The sequence below is a fragment of the Altibacter sp. genome, assembly GCF_019913785.1.
GTDB lineage: Bacteria > Bacteroidota > Bacteroidia > Flavobacteriales > Flavobacteriaceae > Altibacter.
In genome coordinates this window covers 1-15,346 of record NZ_JAIOHK010000059.1, presented here as the reverse complement: position 1 = coordinate 15,346, position 15,346 = coordinate 1, and the positions used below count along the sequence as shown (strand labels likewise).

The 15,346-nt window shown below is 39.7% G+C and carries 15 protein-coding genes and 1 pseudogene; 11 read left to right on the top strand and 5 right to left on the bottom strand.

Annotated elements, in window-relative coordinates:
- Positions 1 to 2: 2 nt before the first annotated feature.
- From recO to gdhA, 3 genes are all read right to left on the bottom strand, one after another.
- Entirely contained in the window at positions 3 to 719 is a 717-nt protein-coding gene (recO, locus tag K8F54_RS09920; protein WP_290790265.1) for a DNA repair protein RecO, read from the bottom strand.
- Positions 719 to 3,025, bottom strand: coding sequence for a two-component regulator propeller domain-containing protein (locus K8F54_RS09915; RefSeq protein WP_290790263.1), 2,307 nt, complete (start codon positions 3,023 to 3,025; stop codon positions 719 to 721). Before K8F54_RS09915 ends, recO begins: the two co-directional genes overlap by 1 nt.
- A 154-nt stretch (positions 3,026 to 3,179) precedes the next feature.
- Complete coding sequence (gdhA, locus tag K8F54_RS09910; RefSeq protein WP_290790261.1) at positions 3,180 to 4,523, bottom strand: NADP-specific glutamate dehydrogenase; 1,344 nt, start codon at positions 4,521 to 4,523, stop codon at positions 3,180 to 3,182.
- 249 nt (positions 4,524 to 4,772) lie between these two features.
- Between gdhA and K8F54_RS09905 the strand changes: the two genes are divergently transcribed.
- Positions 4,773 to 5,573, top strand: a complete 801-nt coding sequence (locus K8F54_RS09905) for a glutamate dehydrogenase (RefSeq protein WP_290790259.1) — start codon at positions 4,773 to 4,775, stop codon at positions 5,571 to 5,573.
- 69 nt (positions 5,574 to 5,642) lie between these two features.
- Here the strand turns inward: K8F54_RS09905 and K8F54_RS09900 are convergent, their stop codons facing one another.
- The gene (locus tag K8F54_RS09900) at positions 5,643 to 6,782 is read right to left on the bottom strand and encodes a cystathionine gamma-synthase (protein WP_290790257.1); all 1,140 of its coding nucleotides are present in this window, start codon (positions 6,780 to 6,782) and stop codon (positions 5,643 to 5,645) included.
- Positions 6,783 to 6,906: 124 nt separating this feature from the next.
- Here K8F54_RS09900 and K8F54_RS09895 point away from each other — a divergent pair, with 124 nt between their 5' ends.
- From K8F54_RS09895 to K8F54_RS09880, 4 genes are read left to right on the top strand one after another with little or no spacing between them, the layout of a single operon-like run.
- Entirely contained in the window at positions 6,907 to 7,770 is an 864-nt protein-coding gene (locus K8F54_RS09895) for a class I SAM-dependent methyltransferase (RefSeq protein WP_290790255.1), read from the top strand.
- Between the two features lie 4 nt (positions 7,771 to 7,774).
- On the top strand, positions 7,775 to 8,536 hold the full coding sequence (locus K8F54_RS09890) for a DUF3298 and DUF4163 domain-containing protein (protein WP_290790253.1): 762 nt from the start codon (positions 7,775 to 7,777) through the stop codon (positions 8,534 to 8,536).
- A gap of 1 nt (position 8,537) precedes the next feature.
- Positions 8,538 to 8,894: an ArsC/Spx/MgsR family protein gene (locus tag K8F54_RS09885; RefSeq protein WP_290790251.1), complete on the top strand. Its 357-nt coding sequence runs from the start codon at positions 8,538 to 8,540 to the stop codon at positions 8,892 to 8,894.
- A complete protein-coding gene (locus K8F54_RS09880; protein ID WP_290790248.1) occupies positions 8,894 to 9,778 on the top strand; it encodes a DMT family transporter in 885 nt (294 codons plus the stop codon). Before K8F54_RS09885 ends, K8F54_RS09880 begins: the two co-directional genes overlap by 1 nt.
- 13 nt (positions 9,779 to 9,791) lie before the next feature.
- Here K8F54_RS09880 and K8F54_RS09875 read toward each other — a convergent pair whose 3' ends face one another.
- Complete coding sequence (locus K8F54_RS09875) at positions 9,792 to 10,265, bottom strand: thioesterase family protein (RefSeq protein WP_363299627.1); 474 nt, start codon at positions 10,263 to 10,265, stop codon at positions 9,792 to 9,794.
- 86 nt (positions 10,266 to 10,351) lie between these two features.
- Between K8F54_RS09875 and K8F54_RS09870 the strand changes: the two genes are divergently transcribed.
- The 6 genes and pseudogenes from K8F54_RS09870 to K8F54_RS09845 form a co-directional block, all read left to right on the top strand.
- Positions 10,352 to 11,311 (top strand): alpha/beta fold hydrolase, encoded by a 960-nt coding sequence (locus tag K8F54_RS09870; protein WP_290790242.1) that lies wholly within the window; start codon positions 10,352 to 10,354, stop codon positions 11,309 to 11,311.
- 128 nt (positions 11,312 to 11,439) lie between these two features.
- Positions 11,440 to 12,297 carry a YicC/YloC family endoribonuclease gene (locus K8F54_RS09865; protein ID WP_290790239.1) on the top strand — a complete coding sequence of 286 codons (858 nt, stop codon included), beginning with the start codon at positions 11,440 to 11,442 and terminating at the stop codon, positions 12,295 to 12,297.
- Positions 12,297 to 12,890 carry a guanylate kinase gene (gene gmk / locus K8F54_RS09860; protein ID WP_290790236.1) on the top strand — a complete coding sequence of 198 codons (594 nt, stop codon included), beginning with the start codon at positions 12,297 to 12,299 and terminating at the stop codon, positions 12,888 to 12,890. The genes K8F54_RS09865 and gmk overlap by 1 nt, the downstream gene beginning before the upstream one ends.
- Entirely contained in the window at positions 12,890 to 13,480 is a 591-nt protein-coding gene (gene nadD / locus K8F54_RS09855; protein ID WP_290790234.1) for a nicotinate (nicotinamide) nucleotide adenylyltransferase, read from the top strand. Before gmk ends, nadD begins: the two co-directional genes overlap by 1 nt.
- 312 nt (positions 13,481 to 13,792) lie before the next feature.
- Positions 13,793 to 14,797 (top strand): NAD(P)H-dependent glycerol-3-phosphate dehydrogenase, encoded by a 1,005-nt coding sequence (locus K8F54_RS09850; RefSeq protein ID WP_290790232.1) that lies wholly within the window; start codon positions 13,793 to 13,795, stop codon positions 14,795 to 14,797.
- 147 nt (positions 14,798 to 14,944) lie between these two features.
- Positions 14,945 to 15,346 (top strand): annotated as a pseudogene (locus K8F54_RS09845) (subtilisin); the annotation flags it as partial.

The window sequence follows — 15,346 nt, the reverse complement described above, 5'->3', positions numbered from 1 at the left end:
AATTAGTATAGTTGGTTGAGTACCAAAAGAGATTTCGGATTTCGATATCCCTGAATATGCAATTGATAATATTTCAAGAGCAAATCCAAGGTTTCTAAACGTACTTTTTTGGTTAATTTAATCTGCGGAATGGCATCAAAATCTATGCCGAAAAAACGCTTTAAAGCAGCAACATTGGCGCCTTTTTCACAGTAAACCCCGAACGGTCTTTCCTGAAAATTACCCTCCATTAAATTAAAGTACTCACCCTCACTGTTTGACGCATCCGGATAGAACCCCAAATAGGCAGTGAGTTTTAACAGGAAAAAAATATGGAAATTGGCAATCTGCTCGTGTTGGTCCAGCCAGAAAAGTGATTGCTCTAAATAACTGTACAAAGTAGGATTTGATTCTTCTTCTTTAATTGAAGTTTTTAGCATTTCCGCTAAGAATAACACCATCCCCGATTTTAACACTTGTGTATGCAATGTGTTGTAATGTGACACCACTTTTGCCTCCTTGATACGCTCCAATCCTCCTTTATTCCGGTGACTTGCTACCAACTCTAATTGCATTAGTGGCTGAAAATAAGAAGTTTTAAGCTTTCCCTTTTTCGATTTTAATATCCCGTGCAGCAAATAGCTTTTGAGGCCCTCTTTTTCCGTAAAACAGCTGATAATAAGATCGGCTTCTCCATACTTTACTGCTGAAAAAACCAATGCCCTTGTAGTAACTTCCATTAACGAATGATCATTATTTTGGAAACCTTGGTTTCTAATGCATCGTCTGTTGTAATTAGCACTAAATATACCCCTGAAGCAACACGGTACTTGCCAAATGCTGTCGTATCCCATATAATACTTCCTCCCTCACTGGTATCTTCAAACACCAGATTCCCTTCAATATCGGTAATTTTTACATTCGCCTTTGCGGTGAGGCCGTCTATAGTTACATTTCCCATAAACCCCGGGCGTACCGGATTTGGAAAAACATAAACCCCTTCCAGATTGTCTCTTGGTGCTGTTGAAGTTCCATTATAAGCCACCAATCCGTTCTTTGTAGCAAAATATACGGTTCCGTTTAAATTGTCTATGGCAATATCCTGTACATTATTTGAAGGAAGTGGTGAATTATCCTTGGTAAACCGAAGTAAGGTTTCCTGTCCATTCGAAGACAAATAAAACACCCCTGAAGTAGCCGTAGCAATCCATTTATTATTCGAGCCATCCACTTCTATATCGGTAATAGACTGTTCGAATAAGAGCTCCTGCGGGACATCACCATCTAAGATGATAATTGCCTGAGCATCGGTATTAGCGCCTTCTTCGAAAAAACTTCCCACGCTAAATAATACCCGAAGCCCATTTAATGAACCTATCCATAATCTGTTTTGGTTGTCAAATGCAAGTGCCCGAATATTGTTAGTTGGCAAATTTCCACTCCCTACACCACCGTCGGTTATAATATTAAATGCATTCGTTGATGGGTTATACCCCACCAAACCATGTCTTGAAGCACCAAAAAAAACAAAACCCTCTCGGCTAATTTTTAGATCACTAAATCCCGGCTCGTTGGTTCCCTCAACGACGTCTGAGACATCAAAAGACTGAATTTGACCTCCCGGGGTGCGTTTTATTAAGGCTTCATCCTTAAAGGCCTGAACAAACCAGAGATTGTTTTCTCTATCAAAATCGGATCCATAAATTCTAATTCCTGCGTCCCCATTGTTGGGAGGAACAAATGCATGCGTGAGCCCACTATTGGTTTCATCGTATAAAATGGTTGGCGTCTGGTCTATAATTTTTAATAGGCCCTTTTCAAAAGAGCTCATAAAAACTTCATTTGGGTCTTTCGGGTTAATATTTACTTTTACGATATCCGTAACCTCCGCGCCAACGGCTGCTTCTAATTCATCATAGGATATATTCGTCCAAGTATCGTCCCTTAAATTACTTATTCCCCTTTTTGTCAACGGATATGGGTTAAAATTTACAGTCACATCGCCATAGCCCACCCACAGTTGCCCAGGAGAGGCATCGATTGCAAACGGCTGATTTAGTAGCGGTCCATCCGGGAGAATTTGCTCTCCTTGATTGCTCCCAAACGGGACAATGAGCATCCCAATCTCTGTAGTACCTAAATAGAAAGTATTGTTAAACGTAAGACCCGATTGCAATTCGTATTCAAAATTTGGAAGACTTCCTACAAAAGCCAATTGAACAAATCCTTCGGAATAAGCCTGAATAGTGTTGGTAGTTGTAATTGTAAGTGTGTTCCCCTTTACTAGGAAATCTACTACCGCTTCAGAAAAATTAGTCACCAATACAAACGCGCCAGCATCTGGCACGCGATATACTTCTCCGCTACTTTTTAGTGCATATACTTCAGAATTCAAGGTCTGAATCCCTCGATAATTACCTCCTACCACATTGGTCCATTCAGCGAAATCAATTAAATCGGGATTCGCCACTTCGGCCCTAAAAACCCCTTGCTGCGAAGAGGTTGCATAGATAAAAGGCTCCTTAACCGCTGTCTGCGTGATGTTGATCTGCGATCCAAAATCTCCAATAAAATAGGTATCTCCAAATTCTAGCAGGGCCAGGTCATACACAGATATTCCAAAGCCCGTAGCGATGTACAACTTCCCATCGAATTCATTGAAGTGATTAATTCGTTTTCCATCGGGGGGGATGGTTTGCTTATCCAATATATCAACTACTTTCAAAATATTTTCTTCGCCGTCTAAAACAATCTCAATAAGTCCATTTTCATACCCAATGACAAGCAAATTATAATTTTCACTGTAGTAGATCGTCGTGATGGATTCCCCCGAAAGACCATTAATAGACGAGATAGTATTCAACTCTTGCGTGCTTAAGTCGTAGGTAAACACCGCATTTTCAGCAGCGGCATATATCCTGTCATTCCCCTGAGAAATACTTTTTACCGAAGTGTATGAGAAATGTCCGTCCCATTGGTTTTCAAAATTTTGTGCCGAACTTATTACAGAGAGCAAGAATAATAAGGTAGCTGCCAGTTGCTTCATTAAGAGTTGTTTTTTCAAGTAGTATAACACGCTAAAATACTATTTATTGCAGGATTGGAACGAAAAAAGGCTGTCTTTTTGAGACAACCTTTTTTTATAGAATTGAGCATTTTTAATCCTGTTTAGGAGGTGAAATTTTCAAATTCATTGTCCATTAAACTACCCCTTGGGCTAGCATCGCTTCAGCAACTTTTACAAAACCTGCAATATTGGCACCCTTGACGTAGTCCACGTATCCATCTCCGTCCTTCCCATATTTTACACAAGCAGCATGGATATCGTTCATGATATTATGTAATTTCTCATCTACCTCTTTAGCCGTCCAATTTAGTCGCAATGAGTTTTGAGACATTTCCAATCCAGAAGTTGCAACTCCGCCTGCATTGGACGCTTTTCCAGGAGAGAAAAGAATCTTTGCGTTTTGGAATACGGTAACTGCCTCTGGAGTAGATGGCATATTAGCCCCTTCACCAACACAGCTGCAACCGTTTTTAACCAATATTTTTGCGTCTGCTTCATTTAACTCATTCTGAGTGGCACAAGGCAATGCAATATCACAAGGTACTCCCCATGGCCGTTCACCGGCAATATATTTTGCTGAAGGGTATTTAGCCGTATACTCACTTATACGTCCTCTTTTTTCATTCTTAAGCTCCATAACGAAGGCAAGTTTTTCGGAAGAAATTCCCTCTTCATCCAAAATATACCCTCCTGAATCTGAAAAAGTAACCACTTTCCCACCAAACTCCATGGCCTTCTGTGCTGCATATTGTGCAACGTTTCCGGATCCGGAAATCACCACTGTCTTTCCTTTGAAGCTCTCCCCTTTTGTTGCTAACATATTCTTAGCAAAATATACATTTCCATATCCTGTTGCTTCCGGGCGTATTAAAGACCCACCATACGACAGCCCTTTCCCAGTAAGCACACCTGTAAATTCATTTCGAATTCGTTTGTATTGACCAAACATAAAACCAATTTCTCTTCCTCCTACGCCTATATCTCCCGCAGGTACATCTGTATTAGGCCCAATATGTCTTGACAATTCCGTCATAAAACTCTGACAGAATCGCATTACTTCGGCATCGCTCTTTCCTTTTGGATCAAAGTCGGATCCCCCTTTACCACCGCCCATTGGCAGTGTAGTTAAGCTATTTTTAAACGTTTGTTCAAAGCCTAAGAATTTAAGAATACTCAGGTTCACAGAGGGGTGAAAACGCAACCCTCCTTTATATGGACCAATAGCCGAGTTAAATTCTATTCGGTACCCGCGGTTCACCTGTATTTCTCCTTTATCGTCTGTCCAAGGCACCCGAAATATCAAGCTGCGCTCCGGCTCCACCATTCGTTCCAGTAATTTTTTCCCTTGGTATTTTTCGTTCTCTTCTATAAATGGGATCACTGTTTCAGCCACTTCAGTAACTGCCTGCATGAATTCAGGTTCATTTGGGTTCGACTTTTCAACTTGAGAAATGAAGTCCTTAATACTTTGTTTCATCTGTTTATTTTAGTTATAATTAAATGAATCGTGTCTATAAATTTAAATCCTTAAGAAGTTGGCTCAACATCGTTTTTTAACCAAATTGATACTTAAACTTATAGGTTTTCGTTATTTAGGGAACAAATATAGTTTATATGGTAAAAAACAGCGCAGTTTTTTTTTGAATACACTAAAAAACAAGAGAATATTTCGCTGTTAGATATGTTTTTATATATTTGTTACGTCTCAATCTAAACCTAAAATACAATGAATACCAGATTATTGCTGTTGGTATTTTTCTTTCTGATTTGTGCCAAACAAGATGTTTACAGTCAATTTGGCTTTTCACATGAAGTAGGAATTATCACGGGACCCGTGGCATTCTATTCGGATTATGGGGTTCGAAATGATATCGAAACAAACTCCGGAAATGTTGGTTTTGGTGTTGGATTGATCCACTACCTTAACTTTTCATATAGAGCCGATTGTAATTGTTATACCAGAGATACTTTTTTTAACGATCACTTTAAGATCCGTAATGAAATTGACTATCACAAAACCAATCTGGAGCACTTAGGAAAGTGGGTAGATCCGGATAGAACTAGCATTACGGCCGATCAATTAAGAGCTATGAAAGGATCTACTACGGTTTTTGACATAGGATCGCAATTGGAGTATTTCCCTCTAAGTATTCGAGATTTTGCCGCACGTCCAGGAAGTTTAGCACCTTTTATAAGTCTTGGTGTACATTGGGTAAGTTTCGACCCGGATGCATATAGTGAACTAGGACCGTTGAACACTCCTATTACAACACCCCCTAAATATATCAACTCATTTCAGTTAGAGGGTGACTCCACCTGGTCTGTGGTGGGAAGTATCGGTGTTCGATATAAATTATCTCCGCTGAGTGATTTAATGCTTGATAGCCGCTGGCAATATTATTTCTCGAATTGGGTGGATGGTTTAAATCCTTCATTGGAGAACAATGGTACGGTTCCCGTACCCGAAAACAAGGCGAACGACTGGATCTACTGGTTGAATCTTGGATATATCTATTATCTAGATTAAATTCTATACATTGAATAAATAAAAACACCCGAGTTTTAGCTCGGGTCTTTTTGTTACATCATATTTTTTCTATCCTATTGCCTGCCTTAGATCGGCGATAAGATCATCGGCATCTTCAATACCAACGCTCAATCGAATTAATGCATCCACAACGCCCGTCTTTTCCCTTTCTTCCTTTGGGATACTTGCGTGTGTCATGCTTGCCGGATGTCCCGATAGGCTTTCAACACCTCCTAGGCTTTCTGCCAGTGTAAACAACTTCATGTTTTCAACAATGCGTATGGCCTCGCTATAGTTATTACCTTTGGTCACAAAAGAGATCATTCCTCCAAAATCATCCATCTGTGCTTTCGCTATTTCATGATTGGGATGGCTGGGGAACCCTGGCCAGTATACTTTTTCAATTTTAGGATGATTCGCCAAGAATTCGGCTACCTTCTTACCATTCTCACAATGACGTTGCATACGTACATGCAATGTTTTAATACCGCGTAGCATCAAAAAACTGTCCTGTGGCCCACAAACCGCTCCGCTCGCATTTTGGATAAAGTATAATCGATCGGCCAGCTCCTTGTCTTTTACCACCAATGCACCCATCACAACATCACTGTGTCCCCCAAGGTATTTGGTGGCACTGTGCATAACAATATCGGCTCCCAAATCCAAGGGCCGCTGTAAATAAGGAGTCGCAAAGGTATTGTCTACAGCCAATATGATATTGTGCTTCTTCGCAATGGCCGCCGATACTTTTATGTCGATGATATTCATCATAGGGTTGGTGGGAGTTTCAACCCAGATGAGTTTTGTGTTGGCATTCACATAATCTTCGATCTTCGCGGCGTTTTCCATTCCTATAAAATGAAATTTTACACCAAAATTTTCATATATTTTCCTGAAAAGACGATAACTTCCTCCATATAGATCGTTTGTGGAAATCACCTCGTCACCGGGTTTCAACAATTTGATGACCGCATCTATCGCGGCCAAACCACTGGCAAAGGCCAAGCCGTAATTTCCGTTCTCCAAACTCGCAAAAGATCGTTCTAATGCGGCTCTAGTGGGATTGTGTGTGCGAGAATATTCAAATCCCTTATGCCCTCCCGGAGTGGTTTGCGCATAGGTTGATGTTTGATATATCGGTGGCATGACGGCACCATAGGCCTTGTCGTGTTCTTGTCCGCCGTGTATGGTTTTCGTATTGAATTTCATGAAGTCTTGTTTTGAGCAACAAAAGTAATTCTTTTCTACAATTATTGGGATAATTAAAGAGAACTGTTCGCCCTGCCAATTCCTGTGAATATTTATAGTTACTTTTGCAAATAATCTGCTGTTAATGAGAACCGAGAGTACCCTTCAAAATGCTATAAAGAATGAGGCACATTACGATAAATTATACGCGAATGTGAATATCAATGGGATTCTAAAAAAACTTAATAATTTCGACCGTTTTTTTGAAGACGCCATTAAGACCGATACGAGCTGGGTAGGTTTTTATCAAGATAATTTTGCTGAAAAGATCAAGGGTAAGAAAATTCTAGAATTAGGCTGTGGAGACTGCACCAATGCAGCTGTGATGGCCGCTCTAGGAGCTAAGGTGTACGCCAATGATATTTCGCAGGTAAGTGGTTCTATTATTCGAAAGTTAAATACAAACTTTGAATTTGAATACCCCCTCACTTTCGTTGAAGGGAATTTTCTAGAAGCCGATTTAGAGCACAACGCTTTCGATTTTATTGTAGGAAAAGCATTTGTCCATCATCTAACCTACCATCAAGAAAAAGAATTTACAATAAAAATAGTACAGCTTTTAAAGCCAAATGGCATAGTGCGATATTTTGAACCTGCCGTCAATAGCAGGCTGTTAGATGAAATTCGATGGATAATTCCTGTTCCCGGACGACCATCGAAACTACTTAAGAAAAAGTTCAAAGCATGGGAAGCAAAGGATCCGCATCCTGCTAGGGATAATTCGTCAAAGCACTACAAAACCTTCGGAAAAGATTTTTTTTCGGAAGTCGCTGTGGTACCAATCGGCGGAATACAACGTTTTCATAGGCTACTGCCCAATGGAAAATGGAATAGAAAATTTAGAAGAGTTGCATTTCAGCTAGAAAAAGTAATTCCTCATTTTATGCACCTACCCATAGCGAGAAGTCAAGTGATCACCTATACAAGTCCTAAAAAAATAAGTATCTAACTATATGACAAATAGAATACTACTTTTATCATTCGTGCTCCTTTTTGCGCTTAGTTGTAAAAAAGAGACTCCCATGTCTTTTGCTTCGGAAACCATTACTGAAGCGGACATGGCTATATGTAAAAATGTTTCTTGTCCCGAAGTGACAGTTTCGTATGTTGAAATATTTGGGGATGAAATCATTTCAGAAAAAATAAATACAAAGATCAAATCCTATATTCTCAATGCATTGTACTTAGGAGATGAGGAAAATGATCCACAAGCAACTTCAATTACCGAAGCCATTTCCGGGTTTATTGAAATGTATCGTACCGACAAGGACGAGTTTCCGGATATGGTTGGCGAATATTTTGCCGAAGTCAGTGTCCGAGAAGATTATGTAAGCGATATGCTTATATCCTTCGAAATGCGGACTTATCTCTTCACCGGAGGGGCTCACGGATACGGAAGTACTATTTTTATGAATATTAACCCGCTGTCGGGCGAAGAAATCCCAACCGAAAAATTATTTAAAGACAAGACAGCGTTTACCGCTTTTGCCGAAAAAAAGTTTCGGGAGGCCTATCAAATTGGGGAAGACGAGCCCATTAACAATACAGGGTTCTGGTTTGAAGACGACGTCTTTTCCTTACCCGAAACAATAGGTTTTACAGAAGAAAATGTCATTCTTCGATACAATCAATACGATATTGCCAGTTATGCCGACGGCCCCATAGAATTGGAAATACCACTCCAAGAAGCACTACCCTATTTAACGGTCAAATAGTATGAAGAAAATTTATTATTTAGCTAGCTGTGACACTTGCAAACGCATCATAAAAGCGCTTGATCTGCCGTCGGAATTCGAAAAACAGGAAATAAAGGAAGATGAGCTTACTGTAAAACAACTCGATGCCTTGGCAAAAATGGCGGGTAGTTATGAAGCATTGTTTAGCAAGCGGGCAAAGTTATACAAAGAACGCGGCTTGAAAGATGAAGTTTTGACCGAACGCGATTTTAAAAGACTGCTGTTGGAGCATTACACTTTTTTGCAACGCCCTGTCATTGTAAGTGGTGACAAAATCTTTATAGGAAATAGTAAAAAAGTAGTCGCAGCTGCAAAAGAAGCAATCCACCAAAGCTAATGAATAAAAGAGTCCTCGCCTTATTAGCAGCCACAGCGGCTAGTGCTATTTATGGGGCTAACCACACCATCGCAAAAGGACTCATGCCCGATGTAATACAACCCTTCGGATTTATTCTATTGCGGGTTTCGGGTGCGGCCTTTGTCTTTTGGTTTATAAGTCTTTTCCTGCCTTCCGAAAAGGTAGATCGAAGGGATTGGTTTCGTTTTTTAGCCTGTGCCTTTTTTGGAATGGTGCTCAATATGCTTATGTTCTTCAAGGGCTTAAGTCTTTCCACTCCAATAAATAGCTCAGTGGTTATAACGGTCGCACCCGTTTTATTACTTGTTTTATCGGCCATATTCTTAAAAGAAAAGATCACCTGGTTAAAATCCATAGGGATAGGCTTGGGTCTTTCCGGGGCATTAGCACTTATACTGTTTGGCCTAAAAACACAACCCAATGCCCCTAATATTCCGTTGGGAAATCTATTATTTGTAGTGAACGCAGCATCTTATTCGGTATACCTCATTTTGGTTAAACCCTTGGTGGCGAAGTACAATTCAATTACGCTGATGAAATTCTTCTTTTTATTTGCCTTCGTAATGAATTTACCTATTGGAATTCAAGAATTTACAGATGTTTCCTGGACAACCTTAGAATTCAGTGCGATTTGGAGGCTTACGTTCGTCGTCATTGCGACAACCGTGCTCACGTATTTGTTCAATATTTATGCGTTGAAACAATTAAGTCCGTCGACCATTGGAGCCTTTATGTACTTACAACCGTTGTTAGCCGCCTTTATTGCTGTCATGGCAGGAGCCGATACTATTACTCCGCTGCGCATTTTGGCCGCAGTCCTAATTTTTACAGGGGTCTTTCTCTCTTCGCGAAAACCCAGATAAAATAGTTGGCCTATTATATATCTTTCGGAAATTGACTGTGCTTTCGTGTGTCTTCCTTGGTCAAAATCTTGAAGTCATCTGTTTTGTCGAGTGCTTTCATTTTTGCAAAAAGTTCTTCCGGAAGGTAAGTCAATTTTCGCGTGCTCAGATCAATCCAGGCACCCAGCATTTCACAACGTGCTAGATTACGCCCCTGTATATCGTAGAAATTGTGTGAAAATTGGAAAAAACGACCGTCATTGGAAATTCCTTTTAACTGCAAGCTTACACGAATGGGTTTGCCGGGGAATACTTCCCTAAAATAATACATATGCTCATAAAGTGCCACCGGCCCTAGGTTCAGTTTTGCCAAATTCACTTGTCCAAAACCACTCTCCAGAAAATAACTCATACGTGTATGGCTCATAAAATCTATATAAGCACTGTTTCGCAAATGACGGTTCGCATCCACATCACTCCAGCGTATTTCAAATTCTTTTGTGTACATCTTTAACTTTTTTTGCAAATTTAACCTACTTTCGTCTAGTGAACTTCGTATTTCTGTTTCAATTCTGTTAAAATTATCAAACTAACATGCCTCTTGTAAAAAGTACATATGCTCCATATGCTATCTTTAAAAACGGTCATTTTTCGACCATTTATTCGGCCAAGTTACGACCCAATCCGAAATTGGCACAGGAACGCGAGCGTGTGATCTTACCCGATGGAGATTTTTTGGACATCGATTGGTCCTTTTCGAAAAAACAGTCAAAAAGAGTTGCGATTTTGCTACACGGGCTTGAAGGCAATGCACAGCGCACCTATATGAAAGGGCAGGCTCGTGTTTTACAACAGAACGATTGGGACATAGCAGCTGTGAATTATCGAGGTTGCAGTGGGGAACTCAATTCAAAATATCCATCGTATAATGCGGGAAGGACCGATGATTTGGATGCGGTGATACATCATATTCTGAAAAAAGATCAATATGTCGAAATCGTACTCGTAGGCTTTAGTTTGGGAGGCAATTTATTGCTGAAATATTTAGGGGAAAGTGAATCTCTTCCGAGGGAAATAAAAAAAGGGGTTGCCATTTCCTCTCCTCTTAGCCTAAAGGGTTCGTTAGAATCCCTTGGGCAGTTCTACAACTGGGTATATCGTACATCCTTTTTATATGATCTAAAAAAGAAGTATAAAACAAAAATGCTTCAATATCCAGAAAAAATGAAGGCGTCCGATCTTAAAAAAATAAAGTCCTTGTTAGATTTTGACATGATCTATACAGCCCCGGCACATGGATTTAAAGATGCGTTTGACTATTATGAAAAAAACAGCAGCTCCGCGTTTCTTCCCAATATAAAAATACCGGTGCTACTCTTAAACGCCCTAAACGACACTTTTCTTTCCCCCGACTGCTATCCTATCCAGCTTGCTTCAACACGTAAGAACATTTATCTCGAAACTCCCAAATATGGTGGCCATGTTGGGTTTCACGCTACTAACTCTGTCTATTACAGCGAGCAACGAACCCTCGAATTTCTAAATGAAGCGTGATCTGGCATATGTTCCCGAAAGGACCTAGATGCGCATTCAAGCATCAGGTTTGACACTATTACAAAAATGATAACCCAAGATAACCTGCCCTAATTTTACTACCTTTGCCACAATTTTAACATTGGTGTATGATTCAGTCCATGACAGGATACGGTAAGTCTGTAATTCAGTTGCCTTCCAAAAAAATAACAGTAGAGATCAAATCGTTGAACAGTAAAAATCTCGATCTGAATGCACGCGTCCCTTCTTCCTATCGCGAAAAGGAACTGGATATGCGAAATATCCTTGCCAAATCATTGGTCCGTGGAAAGGTAGATTTTAACCTATTTGTTGAAATTACCGGCGAAGCTACCAACACCGAAGTGAATGAAACGGTGGTCAAACAATACATCAAACAACTTGCTAAGGTGGTGGATGGAGATCCTGTTGAATTATTAAAAATGGCCATCCGTATGCCCGATGCATTAAAAACAGAACGCGACGAAATTGACGAGGAGGAGTTTGCCGCCATTCTCAAGGCCATAGGCGAAGCACTTGTTGGTATTACAGCCTATCGTACCGACGAGGGCAAGGTCTTGGAAGATGATTTTTTACAGCGTATCGAAAATATCGCCGTTTTATTGAATCAGGTCATCGAAATGGATGGGGAGCGCATAGACAACGTAAGGGAACGCCTGCGAAAAGCCGTAAGTGAGTTAACAGAGACCGTAGACGAAAATCGTTTCGAACAGGAATTGATCTATTACTTGGAAAAATACGATATCACCGAAGAGAAGGTCCGATTAAAAAATCACCTCGATTATTTTACCGAAACCATTCAATCCAACGATTCAAATGGTAAAAAATTAGGGTTTATCTCACAGGAAATCGGTCGTGAAATAAACACAATTGGATCCAAGGCCAATTTTGCTCCTATGCAGCAATTGGTGGTGCAAATGAAGGATGAGCTGGAAAAAATAAAAGAACAGGCCTTAAACGTTTTGTAATGACACAAGGAGGAAAGTTAATTGTTTTTTCGGCACCTTCGGGAAGTGGAAAGACCACCATCGTACAACATTTGTTAAAGCAACCTGACCTGAACTTGGATTTTTCTGTTTCGGCCACATCGCGTAACCCTCGCGATCATGAAAAAGATGGGAAGGATTATTATTTTATTTCGTTAAAAGAATTTAAACAACACATAAAGAATGGCGATTTCTTGGAATGGGAAGAAGTCTATCGCGATAATTTTTATGGCACCTTGAAAAATGAAGTAGAACGCATTTGGGCGATGGGAAAAAATGTAATTTTCGATATTGATGTGGCAGGCGGACTTCGAATCAAGAAAAAATATCCTAAAGAAACCTTGGCCGTATTTGTAAAACCTCCGAGTATCGATGAGTTAAAAATTCGGTTAAAAAAACGAAAGACCGAAAGTGATGAACGCATCAATATGCGTATTGCAAAGGCTTCGGTCGAATTAGCTACAGCGCCACAATTTGATTATATCATTGAAAACAACGATTTGAAAGTGGCGTTACAACAGTCCCATGATCTCGTCGCAGCATTTATTCAGAAAGACACTTCAGAAATAAAATAATGACTTCCAATAAACGCATCGGACTTTATTTTGGCACCTTCAATCCTATTCATATAGGGCATTTGATTATTGCCAACCATATGGTAGAGTTCAGCGATTTGGACGAAGTTTGGATGGTCGTTACCCCGCACAACCCACATAAGAAGAAGAAAACACTTTTAGACGATGTGCACCGGCTATCGATGGTTCGTATTGCTGTGGAAGCCTACCCAAAGTTAAATGCCAGTAATGTAGAATTTGGTTTACCCCAACCAAATTACACAGTGAATACACTGACCTATCTCGAGGAAAAATTTCCCGATTACCTTTTTTGTCTTATCATGGGTCAAGATAATCTGAAGAGCTTTGAGAAATGGAAAAATTATGAAGTCATCCTAGAACGCTATGCCATCTATGTATATCCAAGAATATCTGAAGGCACAGTAGCTTCGCGATTTAATGAGCATCCTAAGATTACAACGATCAATGCACCCATCATGGAGCTTTCCTCCACTTTTATTAGAAACAGTATAAAAGCCGGAAAAAATATTCGACCCATGCTTCCTTTTGAGGTTTGGAAATATCTGGATGAAATGAACTTCTACAAATAAAACCGCCCCGACTAATAAGAAACTAGTGGAGCGGTCTCAACTAAATAACCAACCAAAAAGCGTTAAATATTTTTATAATTTGTATTATCTATCCTCACTTGGGCACGTATCCAATTGCTATTATAGAAAAATACAAGCTTGTTGTCATTGATAACGTACAACTCGAAGTTTTCATTGTCTTAAAAATCATAATCGAATGTTAAATATTTGTAGGTAAGGGTTTTCGGTCCAAGTTGAAAATGCACATGACTGTTTTTCAGCGGCATACAATCCATTTTTATTGCTTAATTTTGATATAACTAAAACCAATCTATGTCAGTAACACCAAAATTTGCCGTGTTTGGAGGCGGAAGCTGGGCAACCGCTATTGTAAAAATGCTTTGTGAAAATTTGGAAGAAGTAGGTTGGTATATGCGGAGTGTGTATGCCTTGGAGCATATAAAAAAGGAGCAACACAATCCCAACTATTTAAGCTCGGTTGAATTTAAGTTGTCTCAGCTTCGGTTAAGTAATGATATAAATGAAATGGTGGACTATGCCGACTATCTTATTTTTGTAATCCCCTCTGCCTTTTTGCACGAAGAACTGGCCAAACTCACCACCTCTCTCGATGGAAAAATTGTCTTTTCGGCCATCAAAGGGATTGTCCCCGAAACCAGTCTCATAGTAGGAGATCATTTTAACACACATAGAGGTGTTCCTTTTCACAATATAGGAGTGATTACGGGTCCCTGTCACGCCGAAGAAGTGGCCTTGGAGCGACTGTCTTATTTGACTATTGCTTGTGCAGATGAAGAAAAAGCCAAACTCGTGGCAAGTTACCTCAGCAGTGATTATATACGGTGTTCTATAAGTGATGATGTTATTGGAACCGAATACGCCGCCATGCTGAAAAATATCTATGCCATTGCAGCCGGAATTGCACATGGGTTGGGATATGGTGATAATTTTCAAAGCGTACTCATGAGTAATGCCATCCGGGAAATGAAACGTTATGTGAAAAAAGTGCATAAAATGAAGCGGGATATTAATGATTCTGCCTATTTGGGTGACTTATTAGTGACAGGATATTCCGTCTTTAGCCGAAATAGGATGTTTGGAAACATGATTGGCAAAGGATATACGGTAAAAAGTGCTCAAATGGAAATGAGTATGGTTGCTGAAGGATATTATGCAACCAAAAGCGCGTACCACCTCAACTTACAAAAAGGGAAAAAAAGCGCTAAAACACCCATTATCAATGCAGTGTTTGAAATTCTCTACGAAAACAAAAACCCAAAACTTGTCTTTCAAAAACTAACCGAAAAACTCAATTAGTTTTTTATACAAAAAGAGTTCTCAAGTGTCATATATTCATAATTCGTCTGAATTGTGAATATTTTGGACGAATTTTTTATTGGCTTCGTTTCATTTAAGAAATTTTTAACATATCTTAGACCAACTAACTATTTGAATTTCAAAATCATGAAAAGAATCAAACTACTATGTTTGTTTCTGTGCTTTTGCAGTATCCCCCTTTCGGCACAGAAATCAGAAAAAGGTGAGTCCAACGCAGTCGAACCATCAACAATTTCATTAGCAAAACTTGTTCAACAAAAAAGTGCCGATTATGTTATTACGGCAGAACATGTAAGTCGGACCAGTGGAATTAGACACGTATATTTGCGACAGGCGATTAATGGCTTGGAAGTATACGGAACCGAATCCAGTGTACATTTTGACCGCTCTGGTAAAGTAATCGTTTCGCACAACAGCTTCTTGAACAATGTTTCGGCAACAGTAAAAAGTGCTTCGGCCAGTTTAACTGCCGAGCAAGCGATTAGATCGGTGGCTTCACAAATGGGCTACAAACTATCTAGCTTGCAA

What these genes read in the sequence shown, in the direction of transcription:
- K8F54_RS09875 (WP_363299627.1), bottom strand. Translation starts at nt 10,265, where the DNA reads ATGTACACAAAAGAATTTGAAATACGCTGGAGTGATGTGGATGCGAAC.
- K8F54_RS09880 (WP_290790248.1), top strand. Translation starts at nt 8,894, where the DNA reads ATGAATAAAAGAGTCCTCGCCTTATTAGCAGCCACAGCGGCTAGTGCT.
- K8F54_RS09850 (WP_290790232.1), top strand. Translation starts at nt 13,793, where the DNA reads ATGTCAGTAACACCAAAATTTGCCGTGTTTGGAGGCGGAAGCTGGGCA.
- K8F54_RS09865 (WP_290790239.1), top strand. Translation starts at nt 11,440, where the DNA reads ATGATTCAGTCCATGACAGGATACGGTAAGTCTGTAATTCAGTTGCCT.
- gdhA (WP_290790261.1), bottom strand. Translation starts at nt 4,523, where the DNA reads ATGAAACAAAGTATTAAGGACTTCATTTCTCAAGTTGAAAAGTCGAAC.
- K8F54_RS09870 (WP_290790242.1), top strand. Translation starts at nt 10,352, where the DNA reads ATGCCTCTTGTAAAAAGTACATATGCTCCATATGCTATCTTTAAAAAC.
- K8F54_RS09900 (WP_290790257.1), bottom strand. Translation starts at nt 6,782, where the DNA reads ATGAAATTCAATACGAAAACCATACACGGCGGACAAGAACACGACAAG.
- K8F54_RS09890 (WP_290790253.1), top strand. Translation starts at nt 7,775, where the DNA reads ATGACAAATAGAATACTACTTTTATCATTCGTGCTCCTTTTTGCGCTT.
- recO (WP_290790265.1), bottom strand. Translation starts at nt 719, where the DNA reads ATGGAAGTTACTACAAGGGCATTGGTTTTTTCAGCAGTAAAGTATGGA.
- K8F54_RS09885 (WP_290790251.1), top strand. Translation starts at nt 8,538, where the DNA reads ATGAAGAAAATTTATTATTTAGCTAGCTGTGACACTTGCAAACGCATC.
- K8F54_RS09895 (WP_290790255.1), top strand. Translation starts at nt 6,907, where the DNA reads ATGAGAACCGAGAGTACCCTTCAAAATGCTATAAAGAATGAGGCACAT.
- gmk (WP_290790236.1), top strand. Translation starts at nt 12,297, where the DNA reads ATGACACAAGGAGGAAAGTTAATTGTTTTTTCGGCACCTTCGGGAAGT.
- nadD (WP_290790234.1), top strand. Translation starts at nt 12,890, where the DNA reads ATGACTTCCAATAAACGCATCGGACTTTATTTTGGCACCTTCAATCCT.
- K8F54_RS09905 (WP_290790259.1), top strand. Translation starts at nt 4,773, where the DNA reads ATGAATACCAGATTATTGCTGTTGGTATTTTTCTTTCTGATTTGTGCC.
- K8F54_RS09915 (WP_290790263.1), bottom strand. Translation starts at nt 3,025, where the DNA reads ATGAAGCAACTGGCAGCTACCTTATTATTCTTGCTCTCTGTAATAAGT.